The sequence below is a fragment of the Anabaena sp. TISTR 8404 genome, from assembly GCF_056847745.1.
Map to the genome: position 1 here is coordinate 2,068,776 of NZ_CP180578.1, position 14,722 is coordinate 2,083,497.

Annotated in this window: 19 protein-coding genes; 13 read left to right on the forward strand and 6 right to left on the reverse strand. The window is 39.6% G+C overall.

Going from position 1 to position 14,722, the window contains the following annotated elements; genetic code table 11:
* The first annotated feature begins 8 nt into the window (after positions 1-8).
* Together ACMX3D_RS08955 and ACMX3D_RS08960 are read left to right on the forward strand one after the other, a co-directional pair.
* The gene (locus ACMX3D_RS08955) at positions 9-329 is read left to right on the forward strand and encodes a DUF433 domain-containing protein (protein WP_482751072.1); all 321 of its coding nucleotides are present in this window, start codon (positions 9-11) and stop codon (positions 327-329) included.
* The gene (locus ACMX3D_RS08960) at positions 326-673 is read left to right on the forward strand and encodes a DUF5615 family PIN-like protein (RefSeq protein ID WP_482751073.1); all 348 of its coding nucleotides are present in this window, start codon (positions 326-328) and stop codon (positions 671-673) included. The genes ACMX3D_RS08955 and ACMX3D_RS08960 overlap by 4 nt, the downstream gene beginning before the upstream one ends.
* A gap of 6 nt (positions 674-679) precedes the next feature.
* Here the strand turns inward: ACMX3D_RS08960 and ACMX3D_RS08965 are convergent, their stop codons facing one another.
* Together ACMX3D_RS08965 and ACMX3D_RS08970 are read right to left on the reverse strand one after the other, a co-directional pair.
* Positions 680-1,396 carry a peptidylprolyl isomerase gene (locus ACMX3D_RS08965; protein WP_482751074.1) on the reverse strand — a complete coding sequence of 239 codons (717 nt, stop codon included), beginning with the start codon at positions 1,394-1,396 and terminating at the stop codon, positions 680-682.
* Positions 1,397-1,563: 167 nt separating this feature from the next.
* A complete protein-coding gene (locus ACMX3D_RS08970) occupies positions 1,564-1,938 on the reverse strand; it encodes a c-type cytochrome (RefSeq protein ID WP_482751075.1) in 375 nt (124 codons plus the stop codon).
* 208 nt (positions 1,939-2,146) lie between these two features.
* Here ACMX3D_RS08970 and petG point away from each other — a divergent pair, with 208 nt between their 5' ends.
* Positions 2,147-2,260, forward strand: a complete 114-nt coding sequence (petG, locus tag ACMX3D_RS08975) for a cytochrome b6-f complex subunit V (protein ID WP_010995538.1) — start codon at positions 2,147-2,149, stop codon at positions 2,258-2,260.
* A gap of 44 nt (positions 2,261-2,304) precedes the next feature.
* Here the strand turns inward: petG and rsmD are convergent, their stop codons facing one another.
* Both rsmD and hisH read right to left on the reverse strand, forming a co-directional pair.
* Positions 2,305-2,880 carry a 16S rRNA (guanine(966)-N(2))-methyltransferase RsmD gene (gene rsmD, locus ACMX3D_RS08980; protein WP_482751076.1) on the reverse strand — a complete coding sequence of 192 codons (576 nt, stop codon included), beginning with the start codon at positions 2,878-2,880 and terminating at the stop codon, positions 2,305-2,307.
* A 90-nt stretch (positions 2,881-2,970) separates the two neighbouring features.
* Positions 2,971-3,606 carry an imidazole glycerol phosphate synthase subunit HisH gene (gene hisH / locus ACMX3D_RS08985; RefSeq protein WP_482751077.1) on the reverse strand — a complete coding sequence of 212 codons (636 nt, stop codon included), beginning with the start codon at positions 3,604-3,606 and terminating at the stop codon, positions 2,971-2,973.
* A gap of 58 nt (positions 3,607-3,664) precedes the next feature.
* Here hisH and ACMX3D_RS08990 point away from each other — a divergent pair, with 58 nt between their 5' ends.
* Together ACMX3D_RS08990 and ACMX3D_RS08995 are read left to right on the forward strand one after the other, a co-directional pair.
* On the forward strand, positions 3,665-4,177 hold the full coding sequence (locus ACMX3D_RS08990; RefSeq protein WP_482751078.1) for a pyroglutamyl-peptidase I family protein: 513 nt from the start codon (positions 3,665-3,667) through the stop codon (positions 4,175-4,177).
* A 39-nt stretch (positions 4,178-4,216) separates the two neighbouring features.
* Positions 4,217-5,575: a DUF3370 domain-containing protein gene (locus ACMX3D_RS08995; protein WP_482751079.1), complete on the forward strand. Its 1,359-nt coding sequence runs from the start codon at positions 4,217-4,219 to the stop codon at positions 5,573-5,575.
* A gap of 99 nt (positions 5,576-5,674) precedes the next feature.
* Here the strand turns inward: ACMX3D_RS08995 and ACMX3D_RS09000 are convergent, their stop codons facing one another.
* A complete protein-coding gene (locus ACMX3D_RS09000) occupies positions 5,675-6,289 on the reverse strand; it encodes a hypothetical protein (protein WP_482751080.1) in 615 nt (204 codons plus the stop codon).
* A 236-nt stretch (positions 6,290-6,525) separates the two neighbouring features.
* On the opposite strand from ACMX3D_RS09000, the gene ACMX3D_RS09005 reads away from it, so the two are divergent.
* On the forward strand, positions 6,526-7,098 hold the full coding sequence (locus ACMX3D_RS09005) for a Uma2 family endonuclease (RefSeq protein ID WP_482751081.1): 573 nt from the start codon (positions 6,526-6,528) through the stop codon (positions 7,096-7,098).
* On the opposite strand, the gene ACMX3D_RS09010 is transcribed toward ACMX3D_RS09005, so the two are convergent.
* Positions 7,095-8,453: a hypothetical protein gene (locus tag ACMX3D_RS09010; RefSeq protein ID WP_482751082.1), complete on the reverse strand. Its 1,359-nt coding sequence runs from the start codon at positions 8,451-8,453 to the stop codon at positions 7,095-7,097. The two genes, ACMX3D_RS09005 and ACMX3D_RS09010, sit on opposite strands and share 4 nt — an antisense overlap.
* A gap of 243 nt (positions 8,454-8,696) precedes the next feature.
* On the opposite strand from ACMX3D_RS09010, the gene ACMX3D_RS09015 reads away from it, so the two are divergent.
* From ACMX3D_RS09015 to ACMX3D_RS09045, 7 genes are all read left to right on the forward strand, one after another.
* Complete coding sequence (locus tag ACMX3D_RS09015) at positions 8,697-9,113, forward strand: hypothetical protein (RefSeq protein ID WP_482751083.1); 417 nt, start codon at positions 8,697-8,699, stop codon at positions 9,111-9,113.
* 279 nt (positions 9,114-9,392) lie between these two features.
* A complete protein-coding gene (locus ACMX3D_RS09020; protein ID WP_482751084.1) occupies positions 9,393-11,915 on the forward strand; it encodes a tetratricopeptide repeat protein in 2,523 nt (840 codons plus the stop codon).
* Positions 11,916-11,987: 72 nt separating this feature from the next.
* Entirely contained in the window at positions 11,988-12,350 is a 363-nt protein-coding gene (locus ACMX3D_RS09025) for a DUF433 domain-containing protein (RefSeq protein ID WP_482751085.1), read from the forward strand.
* A 4-nt stretch (positions 12,351-12,354) separates the two neighbouring features.
* On the forward strand, positions 12,355-12,501 hold the full coding sequence (locus ACMX3D_RS09030) for a hypothetical protein (RefSeq protein WP_482751086.1): 147 nt from the start codon (positions 12,355-12,357) through the stop codon (positions 12,499-12,501).
* 45 nt (positions 12,502-12,546) lie between these two features.
* Entirely contained in the window at positions 12,547-12,717 is a 171-nt protein-coding gene (locus ACMX3D_RS09035; RefSeq protein WP_482751087.1) for a hypothetical protein, read from the forward strand.
* A gap of 110 nt (positions 12,718-12,827) precedes the next feature.
* Positions 12,828-13,466: a histidine phosphatase family protein gene (locus ACMX3D_RS09040; protein ID WP_482751088.1), complete on the forward strand. Its 639-nt coding sequence runs from the start codon at positions 12,828-12,830 to the stop codon at positions 13,464-13,466.
* 116 nt (positions 13,467-13,582) lie between these two features.
* Complete coding sequence (locus ACMX3D_RS09045) at positions 13,583-14,713, forward strand: succinylglutamate desuccinylase/aspartoacylase family protein (protein WP_482751089.1); 1,131 nt, start codon at positions 13,583-13,585, stop codon at positions 14,711-14,713.
* Positions 14,714-14,722: the final 9 nt, after the last annotated feature.

A 14,722-nucleotide genomic window follows, 5' to 3' on the forward strand; every position in this document is an offset into this window, starting at 1 on the left:
GAGAGATTATGAATCAAACAACTGCTACTGAATATAAACATATCTTGATTGATGAACATAATGTGCCGTTCATCCAGGGAACTTCGATGAAAGTTGTGGAATTAGTGACTTCTATCCATGCTTATGGTTGGAGTCCCGAAGAATTACATTTTCAGTATCCACATCTGAGTATGAGTCAGATTTATTCAGCTTTAGCTTATTACTGGGAACATAAAGCAGAAATTGATGCTGATATGCAGCGACGTTTGGAGTACGCAGAAAGATTACGTTTAGAAGCCGGAGAATCACCATTAGCTCAAAGACTCCGTGCAGAAGGATTGATTAAATGAGCCTCGCTATTTACATAGATGAAAACGTCCATCGAGCGATTACCGTTGGACTACGAATGCGGGGTGTAGATGTAGTAACAGTACAAGAAGATCAGCGGACTGGTTTCCCAGATCCTCTCATACTTGATCGAGCAACGGAACTTGAGCGAGTGTTGTTTTCCCAAGATGAAGATTTTTTAGCTGAAGCTAATCGTCGCCAAGATGAAGGAATAGATTTTCCTGGTGTTATTGATGCTCATAAACTAAGAGTTTCTGTTGGTGATTGTGTGCGTGATTTAGAAATTATTGCTCAAGCTGCTTATATTGAAGAATTAAAAAACCGCATTCAATATTTACCTTTGTAAAGATGGCTATTGCTGTATTTGCCTTTGCTGTTCTTGTAGCCAAGCTTCAAAAAGTTCATTCAACAATCTTGCTTTCATTGGTTCATCTAGTTGGGCTGGGATAAATTTCTCCAACCGTAGAATAACAACCCATTCGGCTATTCTGGCTGGGGGTAAGACTTGACCGGGTTGGCTGCTAGATAACAACTGCACCATTCCCGGATGAATTGCTTGTAGTTCAACGGGGCCAACTAACCCACCAGTTTGGGCTTCTGGCCCTTGGGAGTATTCTTTGGCTAATTCTGCAAATGATTGTTCTTTTGCTTGCAGCCGAAAGTAAAGTTCTTGAACAAGTCCAATATCTTGAGTGCGTAGCAGAGAATAAATTACTTTATCCAGCTTGGCTTTGTTTTGAAAGAAGAAAGATTCGATTTTGCTACCCCAAGTAACAATTTTGAATTTCTCGATTTTAAGCTTCCGAATTGTGACTGCTTCTAATTGATCTGCGGTTATACCGTGATACGCCATCCAAGCTTTGATGTCAGCATCAGTTTTTAACTGTCTTTCTGTGTAAAACTGCTGTTGAGCGCGAGTAATTTCTTCTGGTGTACATTCTACAGATGCGATCGCTTCATCGATAATTAATTCCCGTTGTAGCTGGGGCAGCATTTGATAACTTGCCAGTAAAGGTATTAGCTCATTAGCTTGGATTGTACGGTTGCCAATTTGGAGAACTTCTGTCATTTTTTATTCCAACTGCGATCGCATCATCACGCAATTTATTTTTACACATTCAACTACATTGGCACTGAGTTATCTTAAAAGTATGGTTAACAAAAATTAAAGATGCAGAAAACTTTTGCTTCCTACATCTTTAATTACATCTTCATTTTTGAGGGCAGGGTAAGACTTTACAAGGTTTCCAAAAAGCTCAAAAGATCCGCCATTTCTTGGGGACTAGGCTGGAACTTGGGCATAGGTGGTGTTTCACCGCTAATGACTTGATGAATTAGCTTATAACGTGATTTCCGTTTAGAAACAGCTTGTAAACTAGGCCCTACTCTTCCATCTGCTTGCCAACCATGACAACCAGCACAATTAATTTGAAAGATAGCATTTCCTTGAACTGGGTCTCCAGCTAAGGAAAGAACGGTTTTAACATAGGGATCTGAGGCTTGTACCATTTGAACACCAAAGATGCCCAAAGGGATTGCCAGCAGTATCGCTAGAGCCAATAAAGCGATCCGCTGCATCAGAATTTCAGGTTTGGTAATCTGGTTATCCAAAAGGTTTGCTGTAAAAGTGTAGGTGTTCTAAAATTTTTCATTTCCTACACATAGCTTAAAAGTTCTTGATTTGTACCGCAAGCACAGATGACAGTCTTCTTACAAGTAGTCATTGCTCAGAAACAGTGTGGCAAGCGGGATTCGCCGCAATTTGGTAAAATCAAAAACGGGATATGAATAGTTAATAATTGCAAACAGGAGATTTAAAGTGGTTGAACCCCTACTTTCTGGTATTGTGCTTGGTCTAATTGTTGTGACTCTCGCTGGTCTTTTCTACGCTGCATATAAGCAATACAAGCGCCCTAATGAGTTGGGTGGTTAATTAGGTACTGAGTGCTGAGTGATGAGGAGTAGAGTCGTACTTGATTACTCTATATCCTCATCACTGTCTGTAGCTGAGTCAATAACTCTGTAGAAAGTCAGGGCTGTGTTACCGTAAACTTTTTGACGACAGATTTGCCAATCTGGGATTACTGGTGGTGTCCAGCCTTGGGGATTATGTTCGACGGCAATTTCACCTTTGGTATCTAACAAATTATAGTCAGCGATCGCTTCCAAAACAGGTTGATATAATCCACTAGCATAAGGCGGATCAAAGTAAATTCTGCCAAACTGTTTTCCTGACAAACTTTTTAACTGCTGAATCACATCACCACGCAATAGCTGCCATTGTTGCTCATTGTTAGCTAATTGCTGCCAATTTTGTTGAATAATCGAACAGGCTCGGCTTGATTGTTCAATTCCGACCACCAAGCTTGCTCCTCTACACAAAGCCTCTGCGCCCATTGAACCACTACCCGCGCACAAATCTAGCCAGCGACAACCTACAATTTCGCCTTGCCAAATATTAAAAACAGCTTCTCTTACCCGTGCGCTTGTGGGTCTGGTTTCTTTCCCTGGTAAAGTTTTAATCGGACGTTTGCCGTAAATTCTCAAACTCATGATTATTGGTCATTGGTCATTAGCCACTGGTCATTAGTCATTAGTCTGTAACTAAACAAATGACAAAAGACAAATGACAAAGCACAAACCCTATGCTGCAATTTGTTCACGAACTTGAGAAACAAAATTAGACAGGATTTGCAATCCTATATTAGAGGATTTTTCCGGGTGAAATTGCACTGCCATTAGGTTTTCTTTGGCGATGGCTGCTGTGATGGTTTGAGTACCGTGGGTAACAGTTGCAGCCCGAACTTGCGGATCTGTTGGGTCAACATAATAGGAATGTACAAAATAAACCCAAGGGTTCGCTGGTAAATGCTCCCATAAAATGCTTTTTGGTTGAGTCAATTCCAGTTGATTCCACCCCATGTGTGGAATTGTAATTCCTGGTTCATGCTGAAATCGACGGACTTTTCCCTTAATAATTCCGAGTCCCGGTTGGGTTCCTTCTGCACTTGATTCAAATAGAATTTGCAATCCTAAACAAATTCCTAAGAAAGGTTTACCAGATGCGATCGCGTCTTTAATTGGTTGTTCTAAATTCCGTTCTCGTAAATGTTGCACTGCGGGATCAAATGCACCAACTCCTGGCAATAGTACCGCATCTGCCAATGATATCTCTTTAGCAGAATCTGTAATCTTCGGAGTTGCCCCAGCTTTTTCTATGCCTTTACAGACAGAGTGCAAATTTCCCATGTCGTAATCTACGACTGCAATAACTGGCATTGACCGGCTCCTTGTAAATTAATTATGGAGGGTTTTTCTATTCTAAATAATAATTCTAATGAAGAAAAGATTTCTATTAACTTCTTTTGACACTTGGTTAAATGATCAACTGTCAAATTCATCGGATGATTTATTACAAGAAGTGAGTAAAGTTGATTCGCTCCCCCACGATTTAAAATTTCTGCGTCTGTTACCTGTAGATGTGATGCTTGCTAGTTCTTGGGTAATTCAAAAAATCGAGGAGTTGGAACCAGATTACATTATCTGTTGTGGGATGGCGGCCAGTCGCCAGCGATTAAGTGTGGAGGTGGGTGCTAATCAAGGAAAAATTTTTTTGCCGACGGTAGTTAATCTGGAAAAATTAGTTTCGGGAACAGTAGCAACTGATATTAGTAATGACTGCGGTAAATTTGTTTGCGAAGGTCTTTATTATGTAGTTCTCGACTATCTACAGCAATATCAACTGAAAACTTGTTGTATATTTGTTCACGTTCCAATTTTAAATCAAGAAAATTTGTTGGCTATTCTTGCCGACTTCTTATTAATTATTAACAATTTGGCACTCGCATAAAATGGTGTGCGTCTTTTAGGAAAATAGTCACCTAAGTATATGTTGTCATTTTTACTCAGTTTACTGATTGCCCAAGCAACACCTCCCACGCCACCGCCAGAAGAAGTTGTTCAACAACAACAAGTTTTACCTTTACCAGGACAGTTAGATTCAGTGCCAACTTTTAATAGCAACAGTCCAGAATTGGTATTGAAAGAAGGGATTTTACTCTCTACTTTTCCCGGAGAAGGTAAAAAAGTACCAACGGCGCATTTGAATTATCCTTTCCGGGGAAGATTTGATATTTTTGCTCACCATGTCGCTAAGGCTGACCCACCAGAAAATTTGCGATCGCTCTATCTCGGTATAATTTTGCATAACCCAACTAACCAACCAGTCACCGTCAATGTATTACAAGCAGCAAGTTATTTAAGCCAACCAGATGCACCATTTATTGAGTTACCACCGTTTGTCGAAGATACTTTAGGTAAAGTATTTGCGGGGCCGGGCGATCGCGTCATGTCTGATATCCTGAGAGGACGGCGACAATCAATCTTCCCAGCGCAAATTGTCCTTGCACCTAAACAGAGTCAGATGTTACTAAATCTCCCTATTCCTGTGCAAGGATTAACACCGCCTTTAAATGGTCGCTCTACCTTAATGCGCTTGCGGAGTAATGGTACAGTCTACGCTGCTAGTTTAGCGATGTTCGCCAAGGATAATCCTGATGGTAGTGAACGTGCGCCGACTTTAGAGGAGTGGCAAAATTTATTAGATAACGGCGATTTGTCCACGCCAAGAGATAAAACGCCTACTCCCTTAGAAGAAACTGGTAAGCCGAGAATTTACGGTCGTGTGGCTGGGGTTGTCGGTGGTTCTTTTTGGAGAGCATTTATAGTAGATAATCCCAAAGCCAGATTTTTGACCATTCCCCAGCCTGGACAAGCTGTTTCTTACGCTCTTAGCACCTTGCATGGTGGTACTTTAGGAACTAATCAAATTCAGAGTGCGCCGATGTTAGCGCGTTATCCCGACACTGCATATCGCGCACATGGCAACTATGGCATTCAATACAACCTGAAGTTGCCGTTATACAACAATACTTCTACTCCCCGAACCGTGGCTGTGGCTATGCAAACCCCAATTAAAGAAGATCAGTTAGTTAAACCTGGACTACGCTTTTTTAGTACCCCAGCAAAGCAAACATTCTTTCGGGGAAGTGTGCGGGTACGTTACAAAGATGATAAAGGTATGCCACAAACCAAGTTTGTGCATTTAGTCCAGAAGCGGGGTCAACCTGGAGAACCATTGGTAGTATTGAATATGAAAGCAAGCGATCGCAGATTAGTAGAAGTAGATTTTCTTTATCCCCCCGATGCTACACCACCGCAGGTATTAACTGTGTCAACGCAAAGATAAGTGCTGAGTGCTGAGTGCTGAGTGCTGAGTGTAAATTATCCAACTGACTTGGAGATTGTTCTAATTTGTAGAGATGTTACATTGCAACATCTCTACAAATTAGTCCACACGTTGAATACCAACGTGTTGGGTAAAAACAAACCAATCTTTTGAGAAACCTTTAAATTCAATATCTTTCAAGCTAAATTTCACATGACTGTCCTGAAGGGCAAATTTAACAATATTATTAGTGTCTGGCTTGTCGGTGAACAAAATTAATTCTGTACCTGCTGGGATTACTTGCTTGGATTGATCATTAAGTACCTTAGAATCTACAGGTTGACGTTTAATAATGGTGTCTGCATTAAACACCAGTTTCAGAAAACCTTGTTGATTACCGACACTTTGGCGATCTACAGTAATTTTTACTGTATCCTTTGTTTGTTGTTTCGTGGCGATCGCGTGAATAGTCGTTACAGGATTAATGGCATCTTGAATAATTTTGGCGTGTTTAGCGAAAGCAAACCAGTTACTACTAAAACCTTTAAATTGAATATCTTCTAAAGCCAGTTTATAGTGATCAGAATTGATGGCAGGTATTTCGTAAGACTTAAGTACAAGTAGCGTACCAATCGGAATATTTTGTTGTTTAGTGCTTGGCAACTGACTTGATTGCACTGGTTCTTGTTTAAGAATTGTATCCTGGATAAATAAAATGCGATTTAAGTTAGCCATATTGCCGCCCTGAAAACTTATATCAAGTTATACAATATAAAATTCAACCTCTACAGCGAAAATTCCAGATTTACTTACAATTACTGTAGGTTGGGTGGAGCGTAGCGTAGCCCAACATTGGTTTTGGGTTCCACTTCGTTACACCCAACCTACAAGAAATTTGATTAGTATTCACCACTGCTAAACTTTAACTAAAGGTAACTAATGCTAGTTAAAAAGACACGAGGAGAGATTAAATGAATACTGTGGTTCTCAATCTAGAACCGATAGCTCATTTAAGTGATGAGCAATTCTATCAATTGTGTCTTGCGAATCGTGATTTAAACCTGGAAATGAGTGCAGCAGGAGAATTAATTATTGTGCCACCAGTAGGAGGAGAAAGCGGAAATCAAGAAGCTGGACTAATAACTGATTTAGAAATCTGGAATCGACAAGCTAAATTAGGCAAAGTTTTTAGTTCTTCAACTATCTTTATCCTGCCGAATGGTGCAAAACGCTCCCCTGATGCGGCTTGGGTACAATTGGAAAGATGGGAAGCTTTAACACCAGAACAGCGCCAAAAATTCCCGCCACTTGTACCTGATTTTGCCATTGAACTCCGTTCCCAAACAGATAGGCTCAAATCTCTCCAAGAGAAAATGCAGGAATATATGGAAAATGGTTTGCGTTTGGGATGGTTAATTAATTATCAAGATGCCCAAGTAGAAATTTATCGACTAGGAAAACCTGTCGAAATCATACAAATGCCAGCCATTCTTTCTGGAGAAGATGTGTTGCCTGGATTTGAGATGCAATTAATGTTAACCTAACCTCTTTGAAAACCTTTCGCTGCTTGTTTTTGTCCCTTACCTTTGGGTTTAGATTTATTAACTTCTGCAAGTGCTTCTTGAAATAAGTTATGCAGATGTAAAGGCACACTGGCAATTTCTGGTAACTCTGGCTCGATAGGTTTACCAAATTCTTGCAAGAGTTTATCTAAGTCATTATTCAGGTTAAACTCAGGACGTTGCAAAAAATCTTGCAAGACTTTTTCTAATTGATTGGGATATTTTTGTGCTAACCGATGCCAGATATAAGCATTAACACTTTTATCTTCCAAATAGTGACGAATTAGTTTTTCTGCACCCTCAATACTTTGCCAATCATCAGCTAATAATATAGTTTTGAATTTAGTATATGTTGGTAAAAACATCAATCCCCAGCGGGGATGAGAAATGGCTGTGACTTGTTCGGCTTTGCGCAAATCAGCAGGTAAATCGACTTTAGGCGCAACCATTTTTTGCTTGCCGTTTTTACCGTTCAGCATTTGAGAAACTGCGTTAGTATCAACACCAAATTCTTGAGCAGCAGCGGTAATTTCGTCTGCACCAATACCAGCTTTCGCCACTATTTCATCTAAAGATTTGGAAGTGTCAAGTCCGGCGGCTTTGAGGTATTTCTCACTGATGATTTCTTGAAATTCAGCGATTTTTTTATTTAGTTGGTATCCTGGTAAAGTGATTTCATCACTACCAAAAAAGTCAACAAACTGCTGATGATATTGCTCTACTGACTGCCATGCTTCTTCTAGCAAGTCGGGAGCATCGCTGTAAAGATGACTTTTATAATTATCTTTAAAATTGCCAATGGCGACGGCGAGTTTTGGCTTACCGAGTTTACCCAGAAATGTGTGAGGGCCAGAAAATGTCCATTCACTGTCCGTAAGGGGAGAAATACGTGTTAATAAGATATCTCCAGGCTTAAAACGAGATATGGCTGGTTGTTTTTCAGGACTGTTAGACTTGACAATATAATTTTTAGCTGTCAGGACAGTGTAATGTTTAGCTGTCAGCCAGTTCATGAGTTCTAAGCCATCAGGTAGAATTTGGGTGATGGTAAATAAGCCCATAAAACTATGATGCCAGCTATGAAGTAAATTGCGATCGCTATCTGATAAATCTACATTACTAGCGATAAATAAATCTATTGGTGAGTTATCACCAACTTTCCCTTCTGTAATAAAACTGTCAATAATTAAGTCTTGTTGCGTACTATCGCTATTACCACGACGCATCTGTGCAGCAGCGTAAACTTCCAGTGCTTGCGCTAGTTCACCTTCCGCATCTAGGACAAAATCAACCAAGACTTGTTTGAGTGTGTGCGATCGTTTTACTATGGCATCCACAAGCGAATCTCTCTGCTCAACAGTTGTAGACTATAGCGTTTTGGCAGATGATCACATCTAACAATAGCTAGATTTTATTTAGCTACAAGTAACTAGACAGAATTAATTACATAAATTATTGCCCCATTTCCTATTCCTTATGCTCTATCTCTAAGGTTAAGTGATGCTTAAAATTGTCTTCATAGATGCAAAATGACCTGACATAACCTTATATAAATAACCATAATAATCACTGAAAATGAAATGGATATCGCCTTAATTGTCAAATTTATAGCTCCCTGTTTACCATATTTGCTGAATGTAGGTGGTAAAGTTGTAGAAGGCGCATCTCAGAAAGTCGGCGAAGATGTATGGAATAAAGCCAAAGCGATTTGGGGGAAATTACAACCCAAAGTAGAAGCAAAAGAAGCCGCTAAAGAATCTGCTGCTGATGTAGCCGAGAATCCAGAAGACAAAGATTTACAAACAGTTCTGCAAGTGCAACTCAAAAAAATATTAGATGCTGATACAACACTGGCACAAGAGATAGCCAAGATATTGCAAGCATCGGCGGAAAACTCAGGAGACAATATTCAGATGAGTGCCAATGCTTACGACCAAAGTACAGTGAAACAAGTCGGAAAAATTGAAGCTATTGAAGCTAATGAAGTGAGTTTTTAAACGCAAAGGGGCGCAAGGGTAACGCAAAGAGGCGCGGAGTGTTACTCTCAATTCTCTTAACCTCTGCGCCTCTGCGTCTCTGCGTGAGGTTTGTTAAGATTTTCACTTAGCAACACCAAATTCCGAGTGCCAAACACCAACTTTCGAGTGCCAAACACCAAATTTCGAGTTCTAAGCATCAAGTTTTGAGTTCCGCACAGCAAATTCCGAGTTCCAAACACCAAGTTCCGAGTTCCAAACATCAACACCCAGCAAAATTTGTCTATCTGCTGACTAAATATGACGGAACAACCAAATCCCAATAATCCAAACATCATAAAATTAGAGGGAACTGCTCAAGATGAGAGCAAACTAATTCAAATTGGTTCCATCACACCAAATAATGTCTATTTAACCACAGAGCAGCTGCAAACGGTTGTTCATATTGAAAGCAGTACCAAAGCAGAATCACCGGGGGTTCTCAAAGCAGGGAATCCCGGTAAAAGTTTGGCTTATTGGCAAGGACGAAAAGAAGAATACGCTCAAATCCAGGGATGGTTAACTGATGAAAACACCTTCTTAATCGGTATAGAAGGCATTGGTGGCACAGGTAAATCCATGCTGGCTGCTAAAATTTATGATGAAATTACGGGTTTCCCTAAGCGATTTTGGGCTGATGTCAGTAATGGGGCAGGTTTTAGCGATTTAGCCACACAAGTATTAACAGAATTTGGCTTTCGGGTTCCAGAACAAGAAGTGCAGTTAGTGGAAGCATTAGTTAAGTGCTTGCGTTCTGGGCAATTTTTACTCATCATTGACAACTTGGAAAGCGTATTACAACCTGATAGACAGTGGGGAAGTCTATTTTACGGTGACTTTTTCCAAACATGGGTGGAATTTGGTGGTAATAGTAAGGTGCTAGTCACCACCAGAGAAAGACCAGAATTAAAAGGCTTTGAGTGGCTACCCCTGAAAGGTTTACAAGTAGATGAAGGGGTAGCACTGTTAACTGCATTAGGCATTCGCGGAGATTTAGCCGAGTTTGTCGAATTAGTAGATGGGCATCCCCTACTGTTGCGATTGGTAGCAGACTTATTAAAGGAAGAATACTCACAAGACCCCGATTTAAAAAGATTAGCAGATTTAGGCTTAGGCAATTTGCAGCAGTTGTTGACAGATCCCCAAGTGGTAGGTATCCATCGCCGAGAAAACGTGGGGATGGTTTTGGTGTTGGATGCCAGTTTTAATAGATTGAGTGAGTTACAAAAGACTTTATTGCAGAATATTAGTGTGTATCGTGGTGCGGTTGACAGCACCGCAACAGTAGCAGTGTTGCCGGGAAATTCACAACCAGAAATTGAAGCAGAATTACGGAATCTGGTGAAGCGTTCTTTGTTAACAGAAAAGCTTAATGGTAAGCGACGCTTTGAATTTCAGCCAGTAGTTTTAGAGTATGTGCGCTATAAAGCTGCTGATCGGACACAGGCGCATCAACAAGCTATTAATTACTATCTTTTAAATGTTAAACAAAAACCTTGGCAGACTAAAGATGATATTCAAGAATATCTAGAAATTTTTTATCACTGGTGTCAACTAGAAAACTATCGCTTGGCATTTGATGTATTACAGTTTTGCAATGATTTTTTGAGCTTGCAGGGCTATTACACAGAGCAAATTGACTTATGGGGACAGTGGATAGCAGCTTGGAAAAAAACCTGTCAGAGAGCAAACTGGAGTTATGGATCTGCTTTCACTAGCTTAGGCGTTGCTTACTATTGTTTGGGACAATACCAACGAGCGATTGAGTTTCACCAGCAATCTTTGGAAATAGCTAAGGAAATAGGCGATCGCAATGGCGAAAGTACTGCCTTAAGTAATTTGGGTAGCGCTTATAATGCCTTGGGACAGTACCAACGGGCAATTGATTTCCACCAGGAGTCTTTGACAATATTTAGGGAAATCGGTGATCTTACAAAAGAAGGAACTACCTTAGGCAATTTGGGCATCGGTTACAGTTGCTTAGGGCAATACCAACAGGCGATTGAACTCCACCAGCAGTCTTTGAAAATATTTAGGGAGATAGCCGATTATCATGGTGAGGGTAAATCTTTAATTAGTTTGGGCAGTGTTTATGCCCACTTAGAACAGTACCAACAGGCAATTGAGTTCTATCAGCAGGCTTTGACAATATTTCAAGATATACGTCATCGCAAAAAAGAAGGAGTTTGTTTAAACAATTTAGGTCAAGTCTACTGCTCTGTGGGACTGTACCAACAGGCAATTGATTTTAACCAGAAGTCTTTAGGCATAGCTAAGGAAATAGGCTGTAGTCAAGATGAAGCACATTCCTTGACGAATTTGGGTTGTGCTTACTACGGGTTAGAGCAGTACAAACGGGCAATGGAGTTTTTCCAGATTTCTTTGGAGTTATATAGCAATATAGGCGATCGCAATGGCAAGGCGATTTCTTTAGGCAATTTAGGTAATGTTTATCGCTCCCTAAGACAATACCAACGAGCAATAGAGTTCTACCAACAGTCTTTGGAGGTATTTCGTGAAATTGGCAATATTCGAGGGAAAGCAAATTTCTGGGTTAATTTAGGTTTGTCTTTAGAAAAAGTCAACCGAGAATCAGACGCGCTTGGTGCTTATCGCAATGCGCGTGAACTGTATCTAAAAATCGGAATCGATGCTAATGTGCAACTTTGCAACGATGCAATTGAGCGTCTTTCTCAACCAAAAATGCCTGTAGTTTCTCGCCGTAGTTTTTGGGCGTGGTTGCGTCGCTTGTGGCGTTGGCTTCGCTCTTGGTTTCGGCGGTAAACAAAATCCATTCACTTATAATTAATCTAAGCTGTTAATTCCCGACTCTTTGATATTCATCGTTTCAAATTTATGAACAGTAAAACTCTAGAGATAGGTCAACTTATATCTAAAGACATTGCCGAATATTTCAACTTTCTTTCTCCTGGAGATATTAGACTGAAAAACTCAAGAATAGGAATTGAAAATATTCTTTATGAATATCTTGATTTTGGACGTTCTCCAGAGGACATTGCCCAAACATATCAATCAATTTCTTTAGAACAAGTATATGCAACTATTCTTTACTATTTGCAAAACAAAGAAATTGTTAGCGCTTACATGAAAAACTGGCTAGAACATGGTCATAAAATGAGAGAACAACAGCGACTTAATCCCCCACCCGTATCAGAAAAACTCCGCCAACTCCGAGCAGAAAGACAAGCAAAAAAATAAATACATGACGCTGAGATATCTGATTGATGAAAATGTCAATCCTCTATATCCAAATCAAATTAAACTAAAAGAACCTGAGATTGTTATCCAGGTAGTAGGAGAACCAGGAACACCATCGAAAGGAACTCTTGACCCAGAAATTCTCTGTTAGTGTGAGGAAAGTAATTTTATTTTAGTGACAAACAACCGTACTTCCATGCCAGTACATTTAGCTGATCACATTGCAGCTAATCGTCACATACCAGGAATTTTTATTCTCAATCCAAATTTAAGTATTGGTGAAAACATCGAAGAATTAATATTAGTCGCTTTAGCTTCAGAAGATAATGAATATCAAGACTGTATAGTTTATTTACCATTACCATAATTTGGATATATTAAGTCAGCAGCGAATTAGATAGCTGTGATAGTATGCCCTTAAACAATCCATAAACCAAGCATTATTTAATACTGCTTAAATATTAGCGAGAATTAACCGTGAGCTTATCTATCTATTTTCTCCGTCACGGACAGACAGAATGCAGTCGCAATAATGCTTTTTGTGGTTCCATAGACTCGGAACTTACCCCAGAAGGTTATGATATGGCTGAGGCTTTTGCAAATACATACAAGTCTCTTGCTTGGACAGCGATTTTTTCTAGTCCAATGCGGCGAACCATAGCCACAGCCAAACCTTTGTGTACAGCTATCGGGATGGAACCACAACTGCGCGATGGTTTGAAAGAAATCAACTACGGACTATGGGAAGGCAAAACCCCAAAAACTATTAGCCAAGAATATCACGATGATTATATTCGCTGGTCAGCAGATCCGGCTTGGTATGCACCAACAGATGGAGAAATGGCTATTACAATTGCTTCCCGCGCGATGGGTGTAATTGAAGAAATTAAGCATCTTTACCATGATGGCAATGTTTTAGTTGTGTCTCACAAAGCCACTATTAGAATTATGCTGTGCAGTTTGCTAGGTATTGATGTCGGACGTTTTCGTTATCGCTTGGACTGCCCAGTGGGTTCTGTGAGTATTGTAGAATTTACTTCGCACGGGCCATTGTTGCACACTTTAGCCGATCGCACTCATTTAGGTGAACAATTGCGAAGTTTACCGGGAACTTAGTGTGTTTTCAACTCAAAAAATATATTAATAGTGAGTTGGGTGAAGATGCAGGAAAGATATTTGCGCTTTCATCCAACATTTTTATATCAAAACTAAATCAGCATCAAATTTTTGCCATGATTCCACAGATTGAAACCATGTTCTTACGGCAAATGGCCTCTGGCGATCGCCTATATTTACAAGTTTACAAATTCATTGGCGCTCACCCAGGCAAAAAGGTTTATATTCAATCTAACTTACACGGTGCAGAAATTTCTGGTAACGCTGTTATTCACCAATTAATTGAATTTTTACTCACCATAGATGAGGCTGATTTAATTGGAGAAATTTGGCTAGTTCCGGTGTGTAATCCAATGGGGACAAATGAACGCGCTCAACATTTTTCTCCAGGTAGACACTGTGTTTACGAAGCTAGAGACTGGAACCGGATTTTTTGGGATTATGAAAAAGAAGCTGAAGATTTAGAAGAATTTGCTAAATCTCAACTGCTGTTTGAGCCAGAAGTCATTAAACAAAATTATCTGAGTCAAATCAAAAATCAATTTGCTAAAAATTTAAAAATAATTAATTCGCAGAGTAGTTTACCTTACACAGATCAATTTAGCTACAAACTCCAAAGTCTTTGTTTAGATGCAGATTACCTAATTGATTTACACAGTTCGACAAATCAAGGTTTAGACTATATATATTATTTTCGCGATCGCCAAGATAGTGCAAAATTCTTTTTGCTCGATTATGGCATATTACTCGATAAATACGATGGGGATGCTTTTGATGAAGCATTTATCAAACCCTGGTTAGCATTAGAAGCTTGTTTTGACAGTTTAGGCAGAAAAATCAAATTTGATATTGAAGCTTATACACTGGAACTAGGCGCAGGAATGCAGATAAATTCGCATTCTGTTGCTAAAGGTGTTCAAGGGGTGAAAAATTATTTATTGCAGAAAGGGGTATTAAAAACTGCTAACTTTCATCAACAACAAATAGAAAACCATGTGATGGCTATTTTCCATAGCAGTAACAGAACTAAATATTATGCGATCGCTGGCGGTATGGTTCAATCTAGAGTCGAATTAGGTACTGTAGTTCAAGCTGGAGATAGGCTTTATCAAATTATCAGTTTTAACAAAGAAAACCAATTGCCTAAACTGATTGATGTATATGCTGAACACGATGGATTGATTTTTGATGTTGGTACTAATCAGGCGGTAAATCAAGGAGAATTTGTACTAGGAATTATTTATTAATTTGATGAT

Excerpts from the sequence above, each read along its gene's own strand:
- ACMX3D_RS09030 (WP_482751086.1), top strand. The coding sequence starts at position 12,355 with ATGACGCTGAGATATCTGATTGATGAAAATGTCAATCCTCTATATCCA.
- ACMX3D_RS09035 (WP_482751087.1), top strand. The coding sequence starts at position 12,547 with ATGCCAGTACATTTAGCTGATCACATTGCAGCTAATCGTCACATACCA.
- ACMX3D_RS09020 (WP_482751084.1), top strand. The coding sequence starts at position 9,393 with ATGACGGAACAACCAAATCCCAATAATCCAAACATCATAAAATTAGAG.
- ACMX3D_RS09000 (WP_482751080.1), bottom strand. The coding sequence starts at position 6,289 with ATGGCTAACTTAAATCGCATTTTATTTATCCAGGATACAATTCTTAAA.
- ACMX3D_RS09025 (WP_482751085.1), top strand. The coding sequence starts at position 11,988 with ATGAACAGTAAAACTCTAGAGATAGGTCAACTTATATCTAAAGACATT.
- ACMX3D_RS08960 (WP_482751073.1), top strand. The coding sequence starts at position 326 with ATGAGCCTCGCTATTTACATAGATGAAAACGTCCATCGAGCGATTACC.
- rsmD (WP_482751076.1), bottom strand. The coding sequence starts at position 2,880 with ATGAGTTTGAGAATTTACGGCAAACGTCCGATTAAAACTTTACCAGGG.
- ACMX3D_RS08990 (WP_482751078.1), top strand. The coding sequence starts at position 3,665 with ATGAAGAAAAGATTTCTATTAACTTCTTTTGACACTTGGTTAAATGAT.
- ACMX3D_RS09005 (WP_482751081.1), top strand. The coding sequence starts at position 6,526 with ATGAATACTGTGGTTCTCAATCTAGAACCGATAGCTCATTTAAGTGAT.
- ACMX3D_RS09045 (WP_482751089.1), top strand. The coding sequence starts at position 13,583 with ATGATTCCACAGATTGAAACCATGTTCTTACGGCAAATGGCCTCTGGC.
- ACMX3D_RS08995 (WP_482751079.1), top strand. The coding sequence starts at position 4,217 with ATGTTGTCATTTTTACTCAGTTTACTGATTGCCCAAGCAACACCTCCC.
- ACMX3D_RS09015 (WP_482751083.1), top strand. The coding sequence starts at position 8,697 with ATGGATATCGCCTTAATTGTCAAATTTATAGCTCCCTGTTTACCATAT.
- hisH (WP_482751077.1), bottom strand. The coding sequence starts at position 3,606 with ATGCCAGTTATTGCAGTCGTAGATTACGACATGGGAAATTTGCACTCT.
- ACMX3D_RS08965 (WP_482751074.1), bottom strand. The coding sequence starts at position 1,396 with ATGACAGAAGTTCTCCAAATTGGCAACCGTACAATCCAAGCTAATGAG.
- ACMX3D_RS08955 (WP_482751072.1), top strand. The coding sequence starts at position 9 with ATGAATCAAACAACTGCTACTGAATATAAACATATCTTGATTGATGAA.